At 68.7% G+C, this 17506-nt stretch carries 14 protein-coding genes and 1 tRNA gene; 10 read left to right on the top strand and 5 right to left on the bottom strand.

Translation table 11 applies throughout. The features are described 5' to 3' along the window. Position 1: 1 nt before the first annotated feature. From ACLJOO_RS14195 to ACLJOO_RS14175, 5 genes are all read left to right on the top strand, one after another. Positions 2-658, top strand: a complete 657-nt coding sequence (locus ACLJOO_RS14195; RefSeq protein WP_410787501.1) for an SCO family protein — start codon at positions 2-4, stop codon at positions 656-658. Beyond that, positions 655-1161, top strand: coding sequence for a DoxX family protein (locus tag ACLJOO_RS14190; RefSeq protein WP_410787499.1), 507 nt, complete (start codon positions 655-657; stop codon positions 1159-1161). The genes ACLJOO_RS14195 and ACLJOO_RS14190 overlap by 4 nt, the downstream gene beginning before the upstream one ends. Then, positions 1158-1865 carry a DsbA family protein gene (locus tag ACLJOO_RS14185; RefSeq protein WP_410787497.1) on the top strand — a complete coding sequence of 236 codons (708 nt, stop codon included), beginning with the start codon at positions 1158-1160 and terminating at the stop codon, positions 1863-1865. Before ACLJOO_RS14190 ends, ACLJOO_RS14185 begins: the two co-directional genes overlap by 4 nt. Before the next feature lie 64 nt (positions 1866-1929). Next, positions 1930-2904, top strand: a complete 975-nt coding sequence (gene lgt / locus ACLJOO_RS14180) for a prolipoprotein diacylglyceryl transferase (protein WP_410787495.1) — start codon at positions 1930-1932, stop codon at positions 2902-2904. Next, the gene (locus ACLJOO_RS14175) at positions 2897-3622 is read left to right on the top strand and encodes a VIT1/CCC1 transporter family protein (RefSeq protein ID WP_410787493.1); all 726 of its coding nucleotides are present in this window, start codon (positions 2897-2899) and stop codon (positions 3620-3622) included. Before lgt ends, ACLJOO_RS14175 begins: the two co-directional genes overlap by 8 nt. Here ACLJOO_RS14175 and ACLJOO_RS14170 read toward each other — a convergent pair. After that, positions 3583-4632: a 1-aminocyclopropane-1-carboxylate deaminase gene (locus ACLJOO_RS14170; RefSeq protein ID WP_410787491.1), complete on the bottom strand. Its 1050-nt coding sequence runs from the start codon at positions 4630-4632 to the stop codon at positions 3583-3585. The genes ACLJOO_RS14175 and ACLJOO_RS14170 overlap by 40 nt on opposite strands. A 26-nt stretch (positions 4633-4658) precedes the next feature. On the opposite strand from ACLJOO_RS14170, the gene ACLJOO_RS14165 reads away from it, so the two are divergent. Then, a complete protein-coding gene (locus ACLJOO_RS14165; protein ID WP_410787489.1) occupies positions 4659-5465 on the top strand; it encodes a hypothetical protein in 807 nt (268 codons plus the stop codon). Here the strand turns inward: ACLJOO_RS14165 and ACLJOO_RS14160 are convergent. Then, positions 5375-6202 (bottom strand): aminoglycoside phosphotransferase family protein, encoded by an 828-nt coding sequence (locus ACLJOO_RS14160; protein WP_410787487.1) that lies wholly within the window; start codon positions 6200-6202, stop codon positions 5375-5377. The two genes, ACLJOO_RS14165 and ACLJOO_RS14160, sit on opposite strands and share 91 nt — an antisense overlap. A gap of 75 nt (positions 6203-6277) precedes the next feature. Next, positions 6278-7090, bottom strand: coding sequence for a phosphotransferase (locus ACLJOO_RS14155; protein ID WP_410787485.1), 813 nt, complete (start codon positions 7088-7090; stop codon positions 6278-6280). Positions 7091-7341: 251 nt separating this feature from the next. Between ACLJOO_RS14155 and gltB the strand changes: the two genes are divergently transcribed. The 4 genes from gltB to pyk all read left to right on the top strand — a co-directional run bounded on the left by gltB (position 7342) and on the right by pyk (position 16542). Further along, a complete protein-coding gene (gltB, locus tag ACLJOO_RS14150; RefSeq protein WP_410787483.1) occupies positions 7342-11880 on the top strand; it encodes a glutamate synthase large subunit in 4539 nt (1512 codons plus the stop codon). Then, positions 11880-13346, top strand: a complete 1467-nt coding sequence (locus tag ACLJOO_RS14145; protein ID WP_410787481.1) for a glutamate synthase subunit beta — start codon at positions 11880-11882, stop codon at positions 13344-13346. Before gltB ends, ACLJOO_RS14145 begins: the two co-directional genes overlap by 1 nt. Before the next feature lie 88 nt (positions 13347-13434). Continuing rightward, positions 13435-14991 (top strand): metallophosphoesterase family protein, encoded by a 1557-nt coding sequence (locus tag ACLJOO_RS14140; RefSeq protein ID WP_410787479.1) that lies wholly within the window; start codon positions 13435-13437, stop codon positions 14989-14991. A gap of 99 nt (positions 14992-15090) precedes the next feature. Continuing rightward, positions 15091-16542, top strand: coding sequence for a pyruvate kinase (gene pyk / locus ACLJOO_RS14135; RefSeq protein ID WP_410787477.1), 1452 nt, complete (start codon positions 15091-15093; stop codon positions 16540-16542). Positions 16543-16712: 170 nt separating this feature from the next. On the opposite strand, the gene ACLJOO_RS14130 is transcribed toward pyk, so the two are convergent. Together ACLJOO_RS14130 and ACLJOO_RS14125 are read right to left on the bottom strand one after the other, a co-directional pair. Further along, entirely contained in the window at positions 16713-17378 is a 666-nt protein-coding gene (locus ACLJOO_RS14130; protein WP_410787475.1) for a transcriptional regulator, read from the bottom strand. Between the two features lie 36 nt (positions 17379-17414). Next, positions 17415-17489 (bottom strand) — tRNA-Leu (locus ACLJOO_RS14125). Positions 17490-17506: the final 17 nt, after the last annotated feature.

The raw sequence follows: 17506 nt of genomic DNA, 5'->3' as shown, positions 1-17506 counted from the left end.
CGTGAGTCGATCCAGGAACGCCGTCCTCTTCTTGGCGGCGGTGGCTCTGCTCGCCCTCGCGGGCTGCAGCGGCAAGGAAGAGAAGCCGGACAACCCCGGCGGCGCCATCATCCGCAGCAGCCAGGACCCGAACGGGTTGCGCGGCGCCACCCTCGACCGGCCGTACTCGATGCCTGCGGCCACCTTGACCGACACCGACGGGAACCCGTTCAACCTGGTCACGTCCACCAAGAAGCCGGTCACGTTGGTGTTCTTCGGGTACACCAACTGTCCGGACGTGTGCCCGACGGTGATGGCCGACGTGGCGTCAGCGCTCACGAAGCTCGACGACCAGGTGCAGGACCAGATCCAGATGCTGTTCATCACCACCGACCCGGCGCGGGACACCGGGCCGGTGATCCGCAAGTACCTGGACCGGTTCGACCCGGCGTTCGTCGGGCTGACCGGATCGCTGACGTCGATCAAGGACATCGCGAAGGCCGTCGGCGTACCGGTGGAAGGGATGCAGAAGCTTCCTTCCGGTGGGTACGAGGTCGGTCACGGAGCGCAGGTGATCGGCTTCGGGAAGAACGACAAGGCGAACGTGCTCTGGTTGTCGAACGCCGCGATCGGCGACCTCGCGCACGACTTCGGGAAGCTGGTGGAGGACAACCGGTGAAGCCGTGGATTCCCTGGGTCTCCCTGGTGGCGCGGCTGGTGCTCGGCGGCGTGATGCTGGTCGCCGGCGCGCTGAAGGTGACCGATCCGGAGACCGCCGCCCAGGCGGTCCGCGCGTACGAGCTGCTCCCGTCGGCCCTGGTGGAACCGGTCGGCTGGGGGCTGCCGTTCCTGGAGATCGCGATCGGGTTGCTGTTGATCATCGGCTTCGGTGTCCGCGCGTCCGCGGCGGCCGCGGGTGTTTTCATGGTCGTCTTCATCGCCGCGGTGGCGTCCGCCTGGGCCCGCGGCCTGTCGATCGACTGCGGCTGCTTCGGCGGCGGCGGTCAGGTCGCCCCGGGACAAACGAAGTACCTGCAGGAGATCCTCCGGGACGCCGGGCTGCTGGTGCTCGCCGGCTGGCTCTGGTTGAAGCCCGCCAGTAAGTTCGCTGTCGCACCAGAACCGAACACGGAACCGAACACCGACCCGAACACAGGACCGCAAGGAGCCACCGCGTCGTGAGCAAGACCAACTCCCCGGCGAACCCGCTGCTGCAGCAGCCGAAGCGCCGGATCGCACCCGGGATCATCGTGGTGATCGTCCTGGTGCTGGCCCTCGGCGCCGGTGTCGGCGTGCAGTACTACCGCGGCCACTCCAAGGTAGAGGTGAGCTCCAACGGGCGTGCGGAGCCTGCGGTCGTCACCGGTCCGGGCACGTCCGGGAAGGGCGTCACTGTCGGCAAGTCCGGCGCGAAGGTGAACATCGACCTGTACCTCGACTTCCGCTGCCCGCACTGCGCGGAGTTCGAAGAGGCCAGCGGCGGAGTAGTCGACAAGCTCGTCCAGGACGGTACGGCGACGTTGACGTACTGGCCGCTGCAGTTCGTGAACCCGGACGCCTCACCGCGGCTCGCGAACGCGTTCGCCGCGGCGGCCGCGAACGGCAAGGCGTTGAGCTTCGTGGACGAGCTGTACGGCGACTTCTCGAAGTCCTGGACCACAGACCAGCTGCTGGAGCTCGGCAAGCAGCTCGGTGTCGGCGACGCGAAGTTCCAGCAGGCCGTGCAGGACAACACGTACGGGACCTGGCTGGAGTCCGTGGGCAAGGCGGCTGACGACCGCGGCGTAACGGGTACGCCGACCGTCTACGTCAACGGCAAGCAACTCGAGGCCGACCAGCTCACCGCCGAAGGCCTGCAAAAGGCCGTCGACGCGGCCGCACTCTGAGGCCCCATCGTGACCGTGCGTTTCTGGCCGTGCTCTGGTGGGTCGAGTAGCGTTCCCCCTTGCCATGTCTAGTCTGCTTCCCGCCGTGATGGTTCCGGCGTTCATCCCGAGTCCGAGCCAGGGTGTTTGGCACCTCGGCCCCCTGCCGATCCGCGCGTACGCGCTGTGCATCCTGGCCGGCATCTTTGCCGGCTACTGGCTCGGCCGCCGGCGCTGGGTGGCGCGCGGCGGCTCGGCGCCGGTGCTCGCCGACATCATGTTCTGGGCGATCCCGTTCGGGCTGATCGGTGCGCGGATCTACCACGTGATCACCGACGCCGAGCTGTACTTCGGCGAGGGCAAGCACCCGATCGACGCGCTGAAGATCTGGCACGGCGGACTCGGTGTCTGGGGTGCGGTCGGCTTCGGCGCGCTCGGCGCCTGGATCGCCTGCCGGCGGGCCAAGGTGCCTTTCCTGGCGGTCGCGGACGCGATGGCGCCGGGGATCGCGCTGGCGCAGATCTTCGGCCGGTTCGGGAACTACTTCAACCAGGAACTGTTCGGCGGCCCGACGACCAAGCCGTGGGGTCTGGAGATCGCGACAGACCACCGGCCGGCCGGGTACGCCGACTTCGCGACGTTCCACCCGACGTTCCTCTACGAAGCGGTCTGGAACCTCGGCGTGGTCGCCCTGATCCTCCTCGTCGAGCGCCGGTTCAAACTCGGTCACGGACGGGCGTTCTTCCTGTACGTCGCGGCGTACACCGCCGGCCGCGCGTGGATCGAGCACATGCGCATCGACACCGTGAACCACTTCCTCGGCCTCCGCCTGAACGTCTGGACCGCAATCATCCTGTTCGTCCTGGGCGTGGTCGCCTTCGTCATCAGCGCCAAGCGTTACCCGGGCCAGGAAGACATCTCCACCGGCCCCGCCGCCGGCAAGCCGACCGACGCAGCCGCGAGCGAACCCGAGCCGACCGAAGCGAAGCCGGACGCAGATGCGGCGCCGGAGGCAGATGCCGCGACCACAGCGAAAGCCAACGACGGGTCAAGTGACTGAGACGCCTGAGGTTTCGGCTGAGCATCACGGGGATCACACGCACCGTGATGTGAACGGCGGCTGGCTGCGTCCGGCCGTGTTCGGCGCGATGGACGGCCTGGTGTCGAACTTCGCGCTGATCGCCGGCATGGACGGCGGCACCAGTTCCGGCTCGAAGTTCATCGTGCTGGCCGGCCTCGCGGGTCTCGCCGCCGGCGCGTTCTCGATGGCGGCGGGGGAGTACACCTCGGTCGCCTCCCAGCGCGAGCTCGCCCGCGCGGAGATCGAGGTCGAGCGCGCCGAGATCAAGAAGCACCCGCTCGACGAGGAGATCGAGCTCGCCGAGACCTACCGGGCGAAGGGCCTCGACCCGGACCTGGCCAGCAAGGTCGCGAAACAGTTCCACGCCGACCCGGACCAGGCTCTCGAGGAGCACGTCCGCGAAGAGCTCGGCATCGACCCCACCGACCTCCCGAACCCGGTGATCGCGGCCGCGTCGTCGTTCATCTGCTTCGCGATCGGCGCGTTCGTCCCGCTGGCGCCGTACCTGTTCGGAGCCGGCAGCGTCGTACCGTCCCTGATCCTCGCCCTGACAGCCCTCTTCGTCTGCGGCGCCGTCGTCTCCCGCGTCACCAGCCGTTCCTGGTGGTACTCAGGCCTCCGCCAACTCTTCCTCGGCGGAGCGGCCGCCGCCCTCACCTACTTCGTCGGCACGCTCGTCGGCCCCGGCATCGGCTGAGTGTGGGTGAACAAGCTGCTGTAGGCGTTGAGGGCAGGCTGCCCGCCTAGGTGCGCGTACAGGACGGTGGAGTCGCGCGGGATGTCGCCGGTGCGGATCAGGTCGATCAGGCCGGCCATGGACTTTCCTTCGTAGACCGGGTCGATGATCATCCCCTCCAGCTGACCGGTCAGCCGGATCGCGTCGAGGGTCGACTGCACAGGTACGCCGTACTCGTCGCCGGCCCAGCCCTCCATGACGGTGATCTCGTCGGCGCGGAGGTCCCGGCCGAGGTCGATCAGCTCCGCCGTGGCGCGGGCGATCCGCTCGACCTGGTCGCGGGTCTCCTGGAGCTTGGCGCTCGCGTCGATCCCGATCACCCGCCGCGGACGGTCCTGCCCCGCGAACCCGGCGATCATCCCTGCGTGCGTCGATCCGGTCACCGAGCAGACCACGATCGTGTCGAAGAAGACCCCGAGCTCCCGCTCCTGCTGCTCCACCTCGTACGCCCACTGCGCGAACCCGAGCCCGCCGAGCCGATGGTCCGAGGCACCGGCCGGGATCGCGTACGGCGTACCTCCGCGAGCCTCGACGTCCGCGAGCGCCTGCTTCCAGCTGTCCTTGAACCCGATCCCGAACCCGGCCGGGTCGAGCCGCACCTCGGCGCCCATGATCCGGCTGAGCAGGATGTTCCCGACCCGGTCGTTGAGGGAGTCCGGCCAGTTCACCCAGTTCTCCTGGACCAGCACGGCCTTCAGCCCGACCTTCGCCGCGACCGCGGCCACCTGGCGGGTGTGGTTCGACTGGTACCCGCCGATCGACACCAGCGTGTCGGCGCCCTGCGCCAGCGCGTCCGGGATCAGGTACTCCAGCTTCCGGGTCTTGTTCCCGCCGTACGCGAGCCCCGAGTTGCAGTCCTCCCGCTTCGCCCACACCTTCGCCCCGCCCAGGTACGCCGAGAGCCGCTCCAGCGGATGCACCGGACTAGGCCCGAACAGCAACGGGTACCGCGGAAAATCACTGAGCCCCATGAGTTCCTCCTACTACGATCGGCGGAATGTTCCCCGGTGAGATCGATGTCCCTCCGGCCACGTACCTCGATCAGCTAGGCACCATCTTCACCCGCTTCGACACCCAGGACTCCGGCAACATCGCGTACGGCGTCCAAACCGCCGGCGCCCGGTACTTCGTCAAGACCGCCGGCGACCCGGCGAACACCGAGCCGTACCTCGACTTCGCCGACCGAGTCGCCCTCCTCCGCAACGCGATCGAGCTCGCCCGCTCGGTCGACCACCCGGCGCTGCCGACCCTGCATGCCGTGATCGAGTCCCCGGCCGGCCCGCTCCTGGTCTACGACTGGCGCGACGGCGAACTTCTCCATGACCCCGCCGTCCGCGAGCGCTTCCAGGCCCTCCCGACCGAGGAGATCCTCGCCGCCCTGGACACCCTCTACGACCTACATGCCGCCCTGGACGCAGCCGGCTGGGTCCAGGGCGACTTCTACGACGGGTCATTGCTCTACGACTTCACAACCCAACGCCTGACCGTCATGGACCTCGACTCGTACCACCGCGGCGCCCACCGCAACACCATGGGCCGCATGTTCGGATCCAAGCGCTTCATGGCGCCCGAGGAGCTCGCCCTGGGCGCCCCTGTCGACACCCGAACCACGGCCTACGCCCTCGCGCGCGCAGGCTTGATTCTCCTCCCCGACCCGCCGCCGGCGCTCGGAGACGTTCTCATCGAGGCGACGACCGCGCGGTTCCCGAGCTATCAGGCGTTCCACGAGGCGTGGCTGACCGCTTCGTCGACGACCGCCGACAGCGTCACCAACCGATCCAGGTGCACCCCGGGGTCGGGTTGATCGAGCGCCCAGGCCGCGCGCGCGACCAGGGTGACGGCAGCGATCAGTACGGCGCCTCGCCGTACCGAACCGGCAGGCCAGGTAGCTGCGCTGCCGGCCTGGAAGGCGGCCACCAGATCCGCGATTGGTGTCGGGGTGAACTGCAACAGGTACCCGAGGTCGAAGCCCAACGGGCCGATGCCGAATTGATCCCAGTCCACCGCGATGACGTCGTCGCCATCCGTTCGGAGCAGATTGGGCGGATGCGCGTCGCCGTGGATGAGCTGCTGTGGCAGTCGATCGAGCTCGGCCATCACTGCGGCCCGGTGCGTCCACAGTTGATGGCCGGAACGCCGTACGTCGGCGGGCAGAACGTCGGCCGTTTCGAGCGCGGCCCAGCCACCGTGCTGCTGATCATCGGCCAGCCGGTCGCGCAGGATCCGCCGCGCGAACCAGTCGGCAGGCTCGAGCCGATTCAGGGCGAACCGCCCGAGCGCGGCGGCCGCGTCGGAGGAGGTGAGCGGATCCGGCTGGACGGCATCGGTCCAGAGCGTGATGCCGTCCGGATCGCTGTCGACCTTCACGCACCGGGGCGCGCGCAGCCCGGCGGTCAGCTCGAGCAGACCACTGGCGGCGACATCGGCCTGGCGGCGCCAGTACGCGTAGTGGCTCGGACGCCCCTCGCCGGGCACCAGGCGCTTGGCGACGAACCCTTCGGGCGTGCTCCACACGCCGCCGTCCGCCCGTCCGTTGCCCACGCTGAGCAGGGTCCAGTCACGCCCCGGTTGCCAAACCATCGAGCAGATTTATCAAACGATTGGTTCACTCCACCCTCAGACCTGACTAGCCGCCTCTTCGACAACTGCGGACAGGTCGAGCATGCGTCTCACGTGATCGCCGGGATGTGGTTGCGTGAGCGACCATGCAGCGCGCGACACAACGGTGTACGCCGCGACGAGAACAGCTCCACACCGCACAGCAGCCACGTCACCGCCATGCGCCGCCACCAGTTCGTCCAGAGGCACGTCGACGGCCAGGAGCAAGTAGCCGAGATCGAACCCGGTCGGGCCTAGACCGAACTGCTCCCAGTCGATCGCGACCACGTCGTCACCGGCGCGGCCGAGCAGGTTCATCGGATGCGCGTCGCCATGCGTCGGCACCCGAGGCAAACGATCTAGCACTGCTAGCGCGCGGTCCCGCCGCCTCCACAGCTCGTCGATCGCGGGCGACGGGTCCAGCGACCCCCACCCACCACGCCGCTCCACAGTCCCCAGACGGTCCCGCAGTACGTCGTGAGCACCCCAGCCAGGCTCTGCCACCGAAGAGCCCGCAAACCGCCCCAGCGCCCCCGCCAACGCCTCCGGAGCCCACTCAACAGCAGGCGTGTACGCCAACCGCAGCGTGATGCCGTCCGCATCCCGCTCCACGCCCAGACAGGCGGGCGCGCGAAGTCCCGCCGTACCCGCGACCACACCGGATTCGGCCACCAGCGCCTGCCGTTCCCAGTAGGCGTGGTGACGTGGGTCCTGTACGCCGGGGACCAGGCGCTTCACCACTTCGCCGTCGGGGGTTCGCCAGACGCCGCCGGTGGCTTGACCGGTGCCGGAGGTGAGCGGTTGCCAGTCGTGGGACGGGTGCCAGGGCATAAGGCTGGCCTATCAGAGACCGACGGTCTCAGCAGGTGAATTTCAGGGGCTGCGGGTGGTTGGGATGAGGGCGGGGCTGGGATGATGGGAGGCAAGTAGTGAGCGCTTGCTTACGGAGGGTCATCAAGGCGTTGCGCGGTGGACAGGAAGTCCAACTGGCGGGCGTCATGAGGTAGTCTCGGGACTCCCGGCTTGGGCCAGTGTTGTCCCGCGGCCAGTTGTGTTGACCGTAGGACGACGGGAGCTCCTGAATGTTTGGTGTCCCCCCTGCCCAAAAGCGGCACCGCCCGAGCGAGGGTCTGTATGACGGACAGCACGAGCACGACGCTTGTGGTGTTGCTTTCGTCGCGACCCTGACCGGTGTTCCGAGCCACGACATCGTGGCCAAGGCCTTGACCGCCCTGCGGAACCTCGAGCACCGTGGCGCGTCCGGTGCCGAGCCCGATTCCGGCGACGGCGCCGGCATCCTGATCCAGGTACCGGATGCCTTCTACCGCAAGGTGTGCGAGTTCGAGCTGCCGGCGCCGCACAGCTATGCGACCGGTATCGCGTTCCTGCCGGCCGACGCCGACGACGCCGCGAAGGCGATCGACCGGATCGAGGAGCTGGCGGACGAGGAGCAGCTGACGGTGGTCGGCTGGCGGGACATCCCGACCACGCCCGGCCTGCTCGGCGCGACCGCGCGTTCGGTGATGCCGACCTTCAAGCAGCTGTTCGTGACCGCGAAGACGGGCCGCGTGCTCGGTCTGGCGCTGGAGCGGATGGCGTTCCGGCTGCGGAAGCGGGCCGAGAAGGAAACCGAGACCTACTTCCCGTCGCTGTCCGGCCGGACCATCACCTACAAGGGGATGCTGACCACGGACCAGCTGGACAAGTTCTTCCCCGAGCTGACCGACCCCGACCTCGCGTCCGCGATCGGGATCGTGCACTCGCGGTTCTCCACGAACACCTTCCCGTCCTGGCCGCTGGCCCACCCGTACCGGTACATCGCCCACAACGGTGAGATCAACACCGTCCAGGGCAACCGGAACTGGATGCGCGCCCGCGAGGCCCTGCTCTCCAGCGACCTGATCCCGGGCGACCTGGAGCAGCTTTACCCGATCTGTACGCCGAGCGCCTCCGACTCCGCCTCCTTCGACGAGGTCCTCGAGCTCCTGCACCTCGGCGGCCGCTCGCTGCCGCACGCGATGCTGATGATGATCCCGGAGGCATGGGAGAACGCCGCCACGATGGATCCGCAGCGGCGCGCGTTCTACGAGTTCCACTCGACGCTGATGGAGCCGTGGGACGGCCCGGCGTCGGTGGTCTTCTCCGACGGCACCAAGGTCGGCGCGGTCCTGGACCGCAACGGCCTCAGGCCTTCGCGGTACTGGGTGACCGACGACGGTCTCGTCGTACTCGCCTCCGAGGCCGGCGTCCTGGACATCGACCCGGCCACCGTGACCGAGAAGGGCCGGCTCGAGCCGGGCCGGATCTTCCTGGTCGACGTCGACGCGCACCGGATCATCACCGACGCCGAGGTGAAGAACGCGCTCGCCGCCGAGCACCCGTACGACGAGTGGCTGCACGCCGGCCTGATCCGGTTCGAGGACCTGCACGAGCGGGAGCACGTCGTCCACAGCCACGCGTCGGTGACCCGGCGCCAGCAGGTCTTCGGGTACACCGAGGAGGAGCTGCGCGTCATCCTCACCCCGATGGCGAAGTCCGGCGCGGAGCCGATCGGCTCGATGGGCACCGACACGCCGATCGCCGTATTGAGTGACCGCCCGCGGCTGCTGTTCGACTACTTCGCGCAGCTGTTCGCGCAGGTCACGAACCCGCCGCTGGACGCGATCCGCGAGGAGCTGGTGACCTCGCTGTCGTCCAGCCTCGGCCCGGAGTCGAACCTGCTCAACCCGAGCCCGGCGTCCTGCCGCCAGGTGGTGATCCCGTTCCCGGTGATCACCAACGACGAGCTGGCCAAGCTCCGGCACATCAACCTCGACGGCGACATGCCCGGCCTGGCCACCACGGTCCTGCGCGGCGTGTACGACGTCGAAGGCGGCGGCGAGGCGCTCCGGACCCGGCTCGACGAGCTGTGCGCCGAGGCGAGCGCCGCGATCGACGAGGGCGCCCGCATCCTGGTGCTGTCCGACCGGCACTCGAACGCCGACAGCGCGCCGATCCCGTCGCTGCTGCTCACCTCCGCGATCCACCACCACCTGGTCCGGGAGAAGACCCGCACCCAGGTCGGCCTGGTCGTCGAGGCCGGTGACGTCCGCGAGGTCCATCACGTCGCGCTCCTGATGGGGTACGGCGCGGCCGCGATCAACCCGTACCTGGCGCTGGAGTCCGTCGAGGACCTGTGTCGGCGCGGGACGTACCTGCCCGGCATCGAGCCCGAGCAGGCGATCCGCAACGTGGTGAAGTCGCTCGGCAAGGGCGTCCTCAAGGTGATGTCGAAGATGGGTGTCTCGACGGTCGCGTCGTACACCGGCGCCCAGATCTTCGAGGCGAACGGGCTGTCCCCGTTCCTGGTCGACATCTACTTCACCGGTACGTCGTCCAGGATCGGCGGCGTCGGCCTGGACGCGATCGCCGAGGAGGTACGGCGCCGCCACCTGCGCGCGTACCCGGCCGACGGCATCCTGCCGGCGCACCGCAAGCTCGAGATCGGCGGCGAGTACCAGTGGCGCCGCGAGGGCGAGCCGCACCTGTTCGACCCGGACACGGTCTTCCGGCTGCAGCACAGCACCCGGACCGGGCGGTACGACATCTTCAAGCAGTACACGTCGAAGGTCGACGAGCAGTCCGAGCGGCTGATGACGCTGCGCGGGCTCTTCGGCTTCAAGAGTGATCGCGGTCCGATCCCGATCGACGAGGTCGAGTCGGTGAGCGCGATCGTCAAGCGGTTCTCCACCGGTGCGATGAGCTACGGCTCGATCAGCGCCGAGGCGCACACCACGCTGGCGATCGCGATGAACCAACTCGGCGGCAAGTCGAACACCGGCGAGGGCGGCGAGGACGCCGAGCGGCTGTACGACCCGGCCCGGCGGAGCTCGATCAAGCAGGTCGCGTCCGGTCGCTTCGGCGTCACCGCGGAGTACCTGACGAACTCCGACGACATCCAGATCAAGATGGCGCAGGGCGCGAAGCCCGGTGAGGGCGGGCAGCTGCCCGGCCCGAAGGTGTACCCGTGGGTGGCCAACACCCGGCACTCGACGCCGGGCGTCGGCCTGATCTCGCCGCCGCCGCACCACGACATCTACTCGATCGAGGACCTGGCGCAGCTGATCCACGACCTGAAGAACGCGAACCCTGCCGCTCGCATTCACGTGAAGCTGGTGTCGGAGGTCGGCGTCGGCACGATCGCGGCGGGTGTCTCGAAGGCGCACGCGGACGTCGTACTGATCTCCGGCCACGACGGCGGTACGGGCGCGGCGCCGCTGACCTCGCTGAAGCACGCGGGCGGTCCGTGGGAGCTGGGTCTCGCGGAGACGCAGCAAACCCTGCTGCTGAACGGTTTGCGCGACCGCATCGTCGTACAGACCGACGGCCAGTTGAAGACCGGGCGGGACGTGATCATCGCGGCGCTGCTCGGCGCGGAGGAGTACGGTTTCGCGACCGCGCCGCTGGTCGTGTCGGGCTGCATCATGATGCGGGTCTGCCACCTGGACACCTGCCCGGTCGGCGTCGCGACGCAGAACCCGGTACTGCGGGAGCGGTTCTCCGGCAAGCCCGAGTTCGTCGTGAACTTCTTCGAGTTCATCGCCGAGGAGGTCCGCGAGTACCTGGCGGAGCTCGGGTTCCGGACGTTGGACGAGGCGATCGGGCACGCCGAAGTCCTCGACATCCAGCGCGCGGTTGACCACTGGAAGGCCGACGGGCTCGACCTGTCGCCGATCCTGCACGTGCCGGCGCTGCCCGAGGGCGCGTCGCTGCACCAGACCATCGAGCAGAACCACGGCCTGGACAAGGCGCTCGACAACGAGCTGATCCGGATCTGCCGGCCGGCTCTCGAGAGCGGCGAACCGGTCCGGGCGCAGCTCGCGATCCGCAACGTCAACCGGACCGTCGGCACGATGCTCGGCCACGAGATCACCAAGCGTTACCGCGCGGCCGGGCTGGCCGACGGCACCATCGACCTGACCTTCACCGGGTCGGCCGGCAACTCGTTCGCCGCCTTCGTACCGCGCGGCGTCACCCTGCGACTCGAGGGCGACGCGAACGACTACGTCGGCAAGGGCCTGTCCGGCGGCCGGGTTGTCATTCGCCCGGACCGGCACGCGCGGTTCGACGCTGCCGACCAGATCATCGCCGGCAACGTGATCGCGTACGGCGCGACGTCCGGCGAACTGTTCATCAGCGGCGGCGCCGGGCAGCGGTTCTGCGTCCGGAACTCCGGCGCGACCGCGATCGTCGAGGCGGTCGGCGACCACGCGTGCGAGTACATGACCGGCGGGCGCGTCGTCGTACTCGGCGCCGTCGGCCGGAACTTCGCGGCGGGCATGTCGGGCGGCGTGGCCCACGTGCTCGACCTGGACCACACCCTGGTGAACCCGGAGCTGGTGGATCTGCACCCGGTCACCACGGACGAGTCCGAACTGCTGCACGACCTGGTCCGCAGGCACTTCGAGGAGACCGGTTCGGAACGGGCGGCCAAGCTGCTCGCCGACTGGCCCGCCGCGGCTGCCAGGTTCACCACGGTGATGCCCCGCGACTACGCCCGGGTGCTGGCGGCCAAGGCGGCCGCCGAGCGCGACGGCCTGGACGAGGACGCCACCACGCGAGCGATGATGGAGGCCATCTGATGGCTGACCCCAAGGGATTCCTGACCACCGGACGGGAGGTCGCCGACCGGCGGCCGGTCGACGAGCGGGTGCAGGACTGGAAAGAGGTCTACCCCGGCGGGCCCGGCAAGGCGCTGCTGCCGATCATCACCAAGCAGGCCGGCCGCTGCATGGACTGCGGCATCCCGTTCTGCCACAACGGCTGCCCGCTGGGCAACCTGATCCCGGAGTGGAACGACCTGGTCTGGCGGGACGACTGGTCGAGCGCGATCGAGCGGCTGCACGCGACCAACAACTTCCCGGAGTTCACCGGCCGGCTCTGCCCGGCGCCGTGCGAGACCTCGTGCGTGCTCGGCATCAACCAGGACCCGGTGACGATCAAGAACGTCGAGGTCGCGATCATCGACAAGGCCTGGGAGACCGGTGACGTCAAGCCGCAGCCGCCGGAGTGGCTGACCGGTAAGACGATCGCGGTCGTCGGGTCGGGTCCGGCCGGCCTGGCCGCGGCGCAGCAGCTGACCCGCGCGGGGCACACGGTCGCGGTGTACGAGCGCGCCGACGCCCCGGGCGGCCTGCTGCGGTACGGCATCCCCGAGTTCAAGATGGAGAAGGAACAGGTCGACCGCCGCATCCAGCAGATGAAGGAAGAGGGCACGGTCTTCCGCTCCGGCGTCAACGTCGGCGTGGACGTCACGGGCACCCAGCTCAAGCAGCGGTACGACGCGGTGGTCATCGCGACCGGATCCACGGCGGCCCGCGACCTGCCGGTGCCGGGCCGTGAGTACGGCGGCATCCACCAGGCGATGGAGTACCTGCCGCAGGCCAACCGGGTCGCCCTCGGGCAGACCGTCGACGGCCAGATCGTTGCGACCGGCAAGGACGTGGTGATCATCGGCGGCGGCGACACCGGCGCCGACTGCCTCGGTACGGCGCACCGGCAGGGCGCCCGCACTGTGACGCAGCTCGAGATCATGCCGCGACCCGGCGACGACCGCCCGGGCCACCAGCCGTGGCCGACGTACCCGATGATCTACCGGGTCGCCTCCGCCCACGAGGAGGGCGGCGACCGGGTGTACGCCGTCTCCACGGTGAACTTCGAGGCCGATGCCGACGGCAACGTTTCGGGGCTGAACCTGGTCGAGGTCGAGTTCAAGGACGGGAAGTTCAACCCGGTCGAGGGCTCCGAGCGCAGCATCCCGGCGCAGCTTGTGCTGCTCGCGATGGGCTTCGTCGGCCCGGAGCGCGAGGGCTTCCTCGAGCAGCTCGGCGTCGAGCTCGACGAGCGCGGCAACGTTCGCCGGGACAACCACTACCAGACGTCGGTCGAGGGAGTCTTCGCCTGCGGTGACGCCGGCCGCGGCCAGTCGCTGATCGTCTGGGCCATCGCCGAAGGCCGCTCCTGCGCCGGCGGCGTCGACGCCCACCTCACCGGATCGTCGACACTCCCCACACCCATCCCGCCCACGGCCCGCCCCCTCGCGGTGTGACAGCAGCCCCACTTTGGGCCCCAGGCAACCAAAACCCGGCACGGGAAACGGTTGGTCGGTGCTCAAGGTGGGGCTTCTCGGTAGGTTGGTGAGTGTGGTGGTACGGCTGGTGACGAAAGAGCGGCTCCGGGTGGTTGCGCCGTGGGCCGGGCTGAGCCTGCTCTTCGTGCTGACCTCGGTCGTGGTGGGACTGTTCGGGTTCGTGAACGACTCCGAGCGGGTCACGATCGGCGCGCACGCGGCCACGGTGTCACCGACGTTCGACGGGCACGCGACGCTCGACCTCGGCGCCGTGCTGCCGCGGCTGCGGATCCCGACGAACACGCCCGGCGGCATCGGCGTCAACGTCGACGTCCAGGAGACCGACGCCGACAACCTCACCGAGCTGCTCACCCGCGACACCCTGATCGCCTCCCAGCCCGACGGTGAGATCGGGCGGATCCAGCAGGTCATCCAGGAGATGGCGGTCGACAACGCGGTCGCTGGGGCCGGGTCCGGCCTGCTCGTGGTCGTGGTGGTCGCGACGCTGTGGACAGCCCTCGGCGTACGGCGCCGCAGCGAACTGTGGCACCTGGTGCACCGGCACGAACGCCGTACCGAACACCGGATGATCGTCATCCTGGTCGCGATGCTGATCACCATCGCCTCGATCTACGGGCCCGGACGGATGCGGACCGCCGAGGTACCGCCGACGCAGTGGCAGCCGTTGTTCAAGCTGCTGCCGGAGATGTCGTTCGACGACCGGCTGAAGTCGGTCGAGGTCGCGTCCGGGTTCTCCACCACCGGCGGGGTCGGGGTGATCCGAACGCTGGTTGAGACCTACCGCAAGTCCACCGAGCTGTACGGCGAACTCAAGAACCGGGTCGCCGACGTCGCCCCGCAGCTGCACCAGCCGAACGAGAACGAGACGGTCGCGCTGCTGGTCTCGGACCGGCACGACAACATCGGCATCGACGGGTTCGCGGCCGAGGTGGCCAAGCGCGGCGGCGCCAAGCTGCTCATCGACGCCGGCGACGACACCTCGTCCGGGCAGACCTGGGAAGCGTTCAGCATCAACTCGCTGCGGCAGCACTTCAAGGACTTCAAGGTGGTCGCGGTGGCCGGCAACCACGACGCCGGCGGGCACATCGAGGAGTTCATGCGGAAGTCCGGTTTCACCGTGCTCGACAGCAAGCCGGTCGAGGTCGAGGGGATCCGGTTCCTCGGCGACAGCGACCCGACACGCACCGGGCTCGGCAGCGCGGACAGCCCGGGGGACGAGACCATCGAGCACCAGTCGCAGCGGCTCGCGGACATCGCCTGCGACCAGCCGGACGACAAGCGGATCTCGACGATGGTGGTGCACGATCCGTCGTCGTACGCCGACACCGCCGCCCGGGGGTGCGCGAGGCTGCTGCTGTCCGGTCATTTGCATCGCCAGGTCGGGCCCGAACACCGGGTGGTCGACAACCGGGCGGTCACGACGTACACGAACGGGACGACCGGGGGAGCGGCGTACGCCTTCGCGCTGGGCTACACGTTGCGCAAACCGGGTGAGGTCACCCTGATCACGTACCAGAAAGGGCTGCCGGTCGGGCTGCAGACGGTCACCGCCCAGCCGAGTGGTGACGTGACCGTCGGGCCCTACAGCCCCTTGGGTTCTTGACGATTCAGGCGATGCCGCCGCTCGTCTTCTACTGTTAACTGTCCAGTAACGGGGGCGGACCAGCGGACCCAGTGGTTTGCAGGAGTAGGGTTTTGTGACGTGCGTCGCGCAAAGATCGTTTGTACGCTCGGCCCGGCTACGGCCGCCCCGGAGCGCATCACAGAACTCGTCCAAGCAGGTATGGACGTCGCAAGGCTCAATCTGAGCCACGGCGCCCACGCCGAGCATGAGCGCATCTACCAGCGGATTCGGACCGCTGCCGCGGAGACCGGCAAGAACGTCGGCATCCTGGTGGACCTGCAGGGCCCGAAGATCCGGCTGGCCGAGTTCGCCGAGGGCAAGGCCACGCTGACCTACGGCGAGCGCTTCACCATCACCACCCGGGAGGTGCCGGGTGACCAGACCATCTGCGGTACGACGTACGACGGCCTGGCGGGCGATGTGCAGCCGGGCGACCAGCTGCTGATCGACGACGGCCGGATCGCGCTCGTCGCCGAGGAGGTGACCGAGACCGACGTGATCTGCCGGGTCACCGTCGGCGGCCCGGTGTCGAACCACAAGGGCATCAACCTGCCGGGGGTCGCGGTCAGCGTGCCGGCGATGTCCGAGAAGGACGCCGAGGACCTGCGGTGGGCGTTGCACCTGCCGGCCGACATGATCGCGCTGTCGTTCGTCCGGGACGCCTCCGACATCCAGTTGGTGCACAAGATCATGGACGAGGAGGGGCTGCGGCTCCCGGTCGTCGCGAAGATCGAGAAGCCGCAGGCGGTCGCCAACCTGGACGAGATCATCGAGGCGTTCGACGGGTTCATGGTGGCCCGCGGCGACCTCGGCGTGGAGCTCCCGCTCGAGGAGGTCCCGCTGGTCCAGAAGCTGATCATCGACCAGGCCCGGCTGAACGCGAAGCCGGTGATCGTCGCCACCCAGATGCTGGAGTCGATGATCTCCGCGCCGCGGCCGACCCGGGCCGAGGCCTCCGACGTCGCGAACGCCGTACTCGACGGCGCCGACGCGGTCATGCTGTCCGGTGAGACCAGCGTCGGCCGGTTCCCGATCGAGACCGTCAAGACGATGGCCCGGATCGTGGAGTCGACCGAGGAGCACGGCCTCGGCCGGATCCAGGAGATCGAGTGGGAGCCGAAGACCAAGGGCGGCGTGATCGCCCGCGCGGCCGCGGACGTGGCGGAGCGGCTGGAGGCGAAGTACCTGATCGCGTTCACCCAGTCCGGTGACACCGCGCTGCGCCTGGCCCGCTATCGCACCGAGGTCCCGCTGCTGGCGTTCACACCGGTCCCGTCGGTCAGCTCCTGGCTGAGCGTGGTGTGGGGCATCACCACCCACATCGTCCCCACCGTCGACCACACCGACGAAATGGTCCGCCAGGTAGACCAGCGCCTCCTCGAACTGGGCATCCTCAACAAGGGCGACCTGGTAGTCATCGTCGCCGGCTCCCCACCCAGCATCCCCGGCTCCACCAACGCCCTACGGGTCCACCGAATGGGCGACGCCATAGAAGGCAACGCCCCCGCCTACCGAAGCCCCAACCCGTAACCTGCGCGGTAGATGTGGTTGAGGCGGACAGTCGAGCGACTGCCGCCTCAACCACGTTCAGACAAGAACAGAGAACTTGAGACCTGCTAGGACTTGGGTCCGATGAAGGTGTCGAGTTGTGCGACGGCCGTCTTCCTGGCTACGGAGAGGGCGTTGGGTCGGGGCATGCGTCAGGGGATGTCGAGCACATCGAGGGCCCGTTGGCAGAGGTGCATGATGTCGGGGGATTCGTTGGAGAAGAGGTAGCGCGGGTATTCGTAGCGCTTCGGTTGGCCGGCGACGGGGCGGGTTGTCCAGTTGGTGACGCGGCAGCCGTCGGAGTTGAAGAGGCCGCGGAGGAACAGTTGGGGGTGCTCGGCAACGATCTCGTGCTGCCAGTCGGCGAGCGCGATCGTACGGCGGTGCTTCGGGCCCGGACCGTGCTGCGGGAACAGGCACGGCCAGTGCTTCCAGTACGAAACCACGGACGTGTAGCCAACCGCCCGAACTCGGTGCACCGGCCGACTCGGGTGGACCGCGGCGATCGCGGTCACGGCTTCGTCGATGAGCCGCGGATAGAGATCATCACAGGCGATCCGCAGCGCATAGACATCACGCCGATGCCTCGACAGACACCCGTCCCCTAGATACGGCCCAAGAAGATGCGCGTACGACGGCCGATCGAGCCTCCCGCTTCCGCACCGCGGACAGCTACTCGGAGGAGTCCGGCGTACCTTCCCATCCCGCCAGTCCCGAAGCGCCGCCCGACTGATCCCGAGCCGCTTGCTGATCGCATTCAGACTCTCGCCGGCGGCCATCGCCGCGAGCGCGATCTCCCGAGTCTGCTCGTCGTACACAAACCGAGCGTCGCGGAGACCACCGACAGATTTCGGTGCCCTGGGTGGGACTCGAACCCACACTGTGCGGGTTTTGAATCCGCTCCCTCTGCCAAATTGGGGTACCAGGGCTGGCTTGCCAGAAGCCT

This window comes from Kribbella sp. C-35 (assembly GCF_046549195.1).
GTDB lineage: Bacteria > Actinomycetota > Actinomycetes > Propionibacteriales > Kribbellaceae > Kribbella.
The sequence above is the reverse complement of the archived record's forward strand: the minus strand, read 5'-3'. Positions and strand labels throughout refer to the sequence as shown.

Bases quoted from the DNA above. Each gene is read 5' to 3' on its own strand.
- lgt (WP_410787495.1), top strand. From the start codon at position 1,930: ATGTCTAGTCTGCTTCCCGCCGTGATGGTTCCGGCGTTCATCCCGAGT.
- ACLJOO_RS14170 (WP_410787491.1), bottom strand. From the start codon at position 4,632: ATGGGGCTCAGTGATTTTCCGCGGTACCCGTTGCTGTTCGGGCCTAGT.
- ACLJOO_RS14165 (WP_410787489.1), top strand. From the start codon at position 4,659: ATGTTCCCCGGTGAGATCGATGTCCCTCCGGCCACGTACCTCGATCAG.
- ACLJOO_RS14155 (WP_410787485.1), bottom strand. From the start codon at position 7,090: ATGCCCTGGCACCCGTCCCACGACTGGCAACCGCTCACCTCCGGCACC.
- gltB (WP_410787483.1), top strand. From the start codon at position 7,342: ATGTTTGGTGTCCCCCCTGCCCAAAAGCGGCACCGCCCGAGCGAGGGT.
- ACLJOO_RS14145 (WP_410787481.1), top strand. From the start codon at position 11,880: ATGGCTGACCCCAAGGGATTCCTGACCACCGGACGGGAGGTCGCCGAC.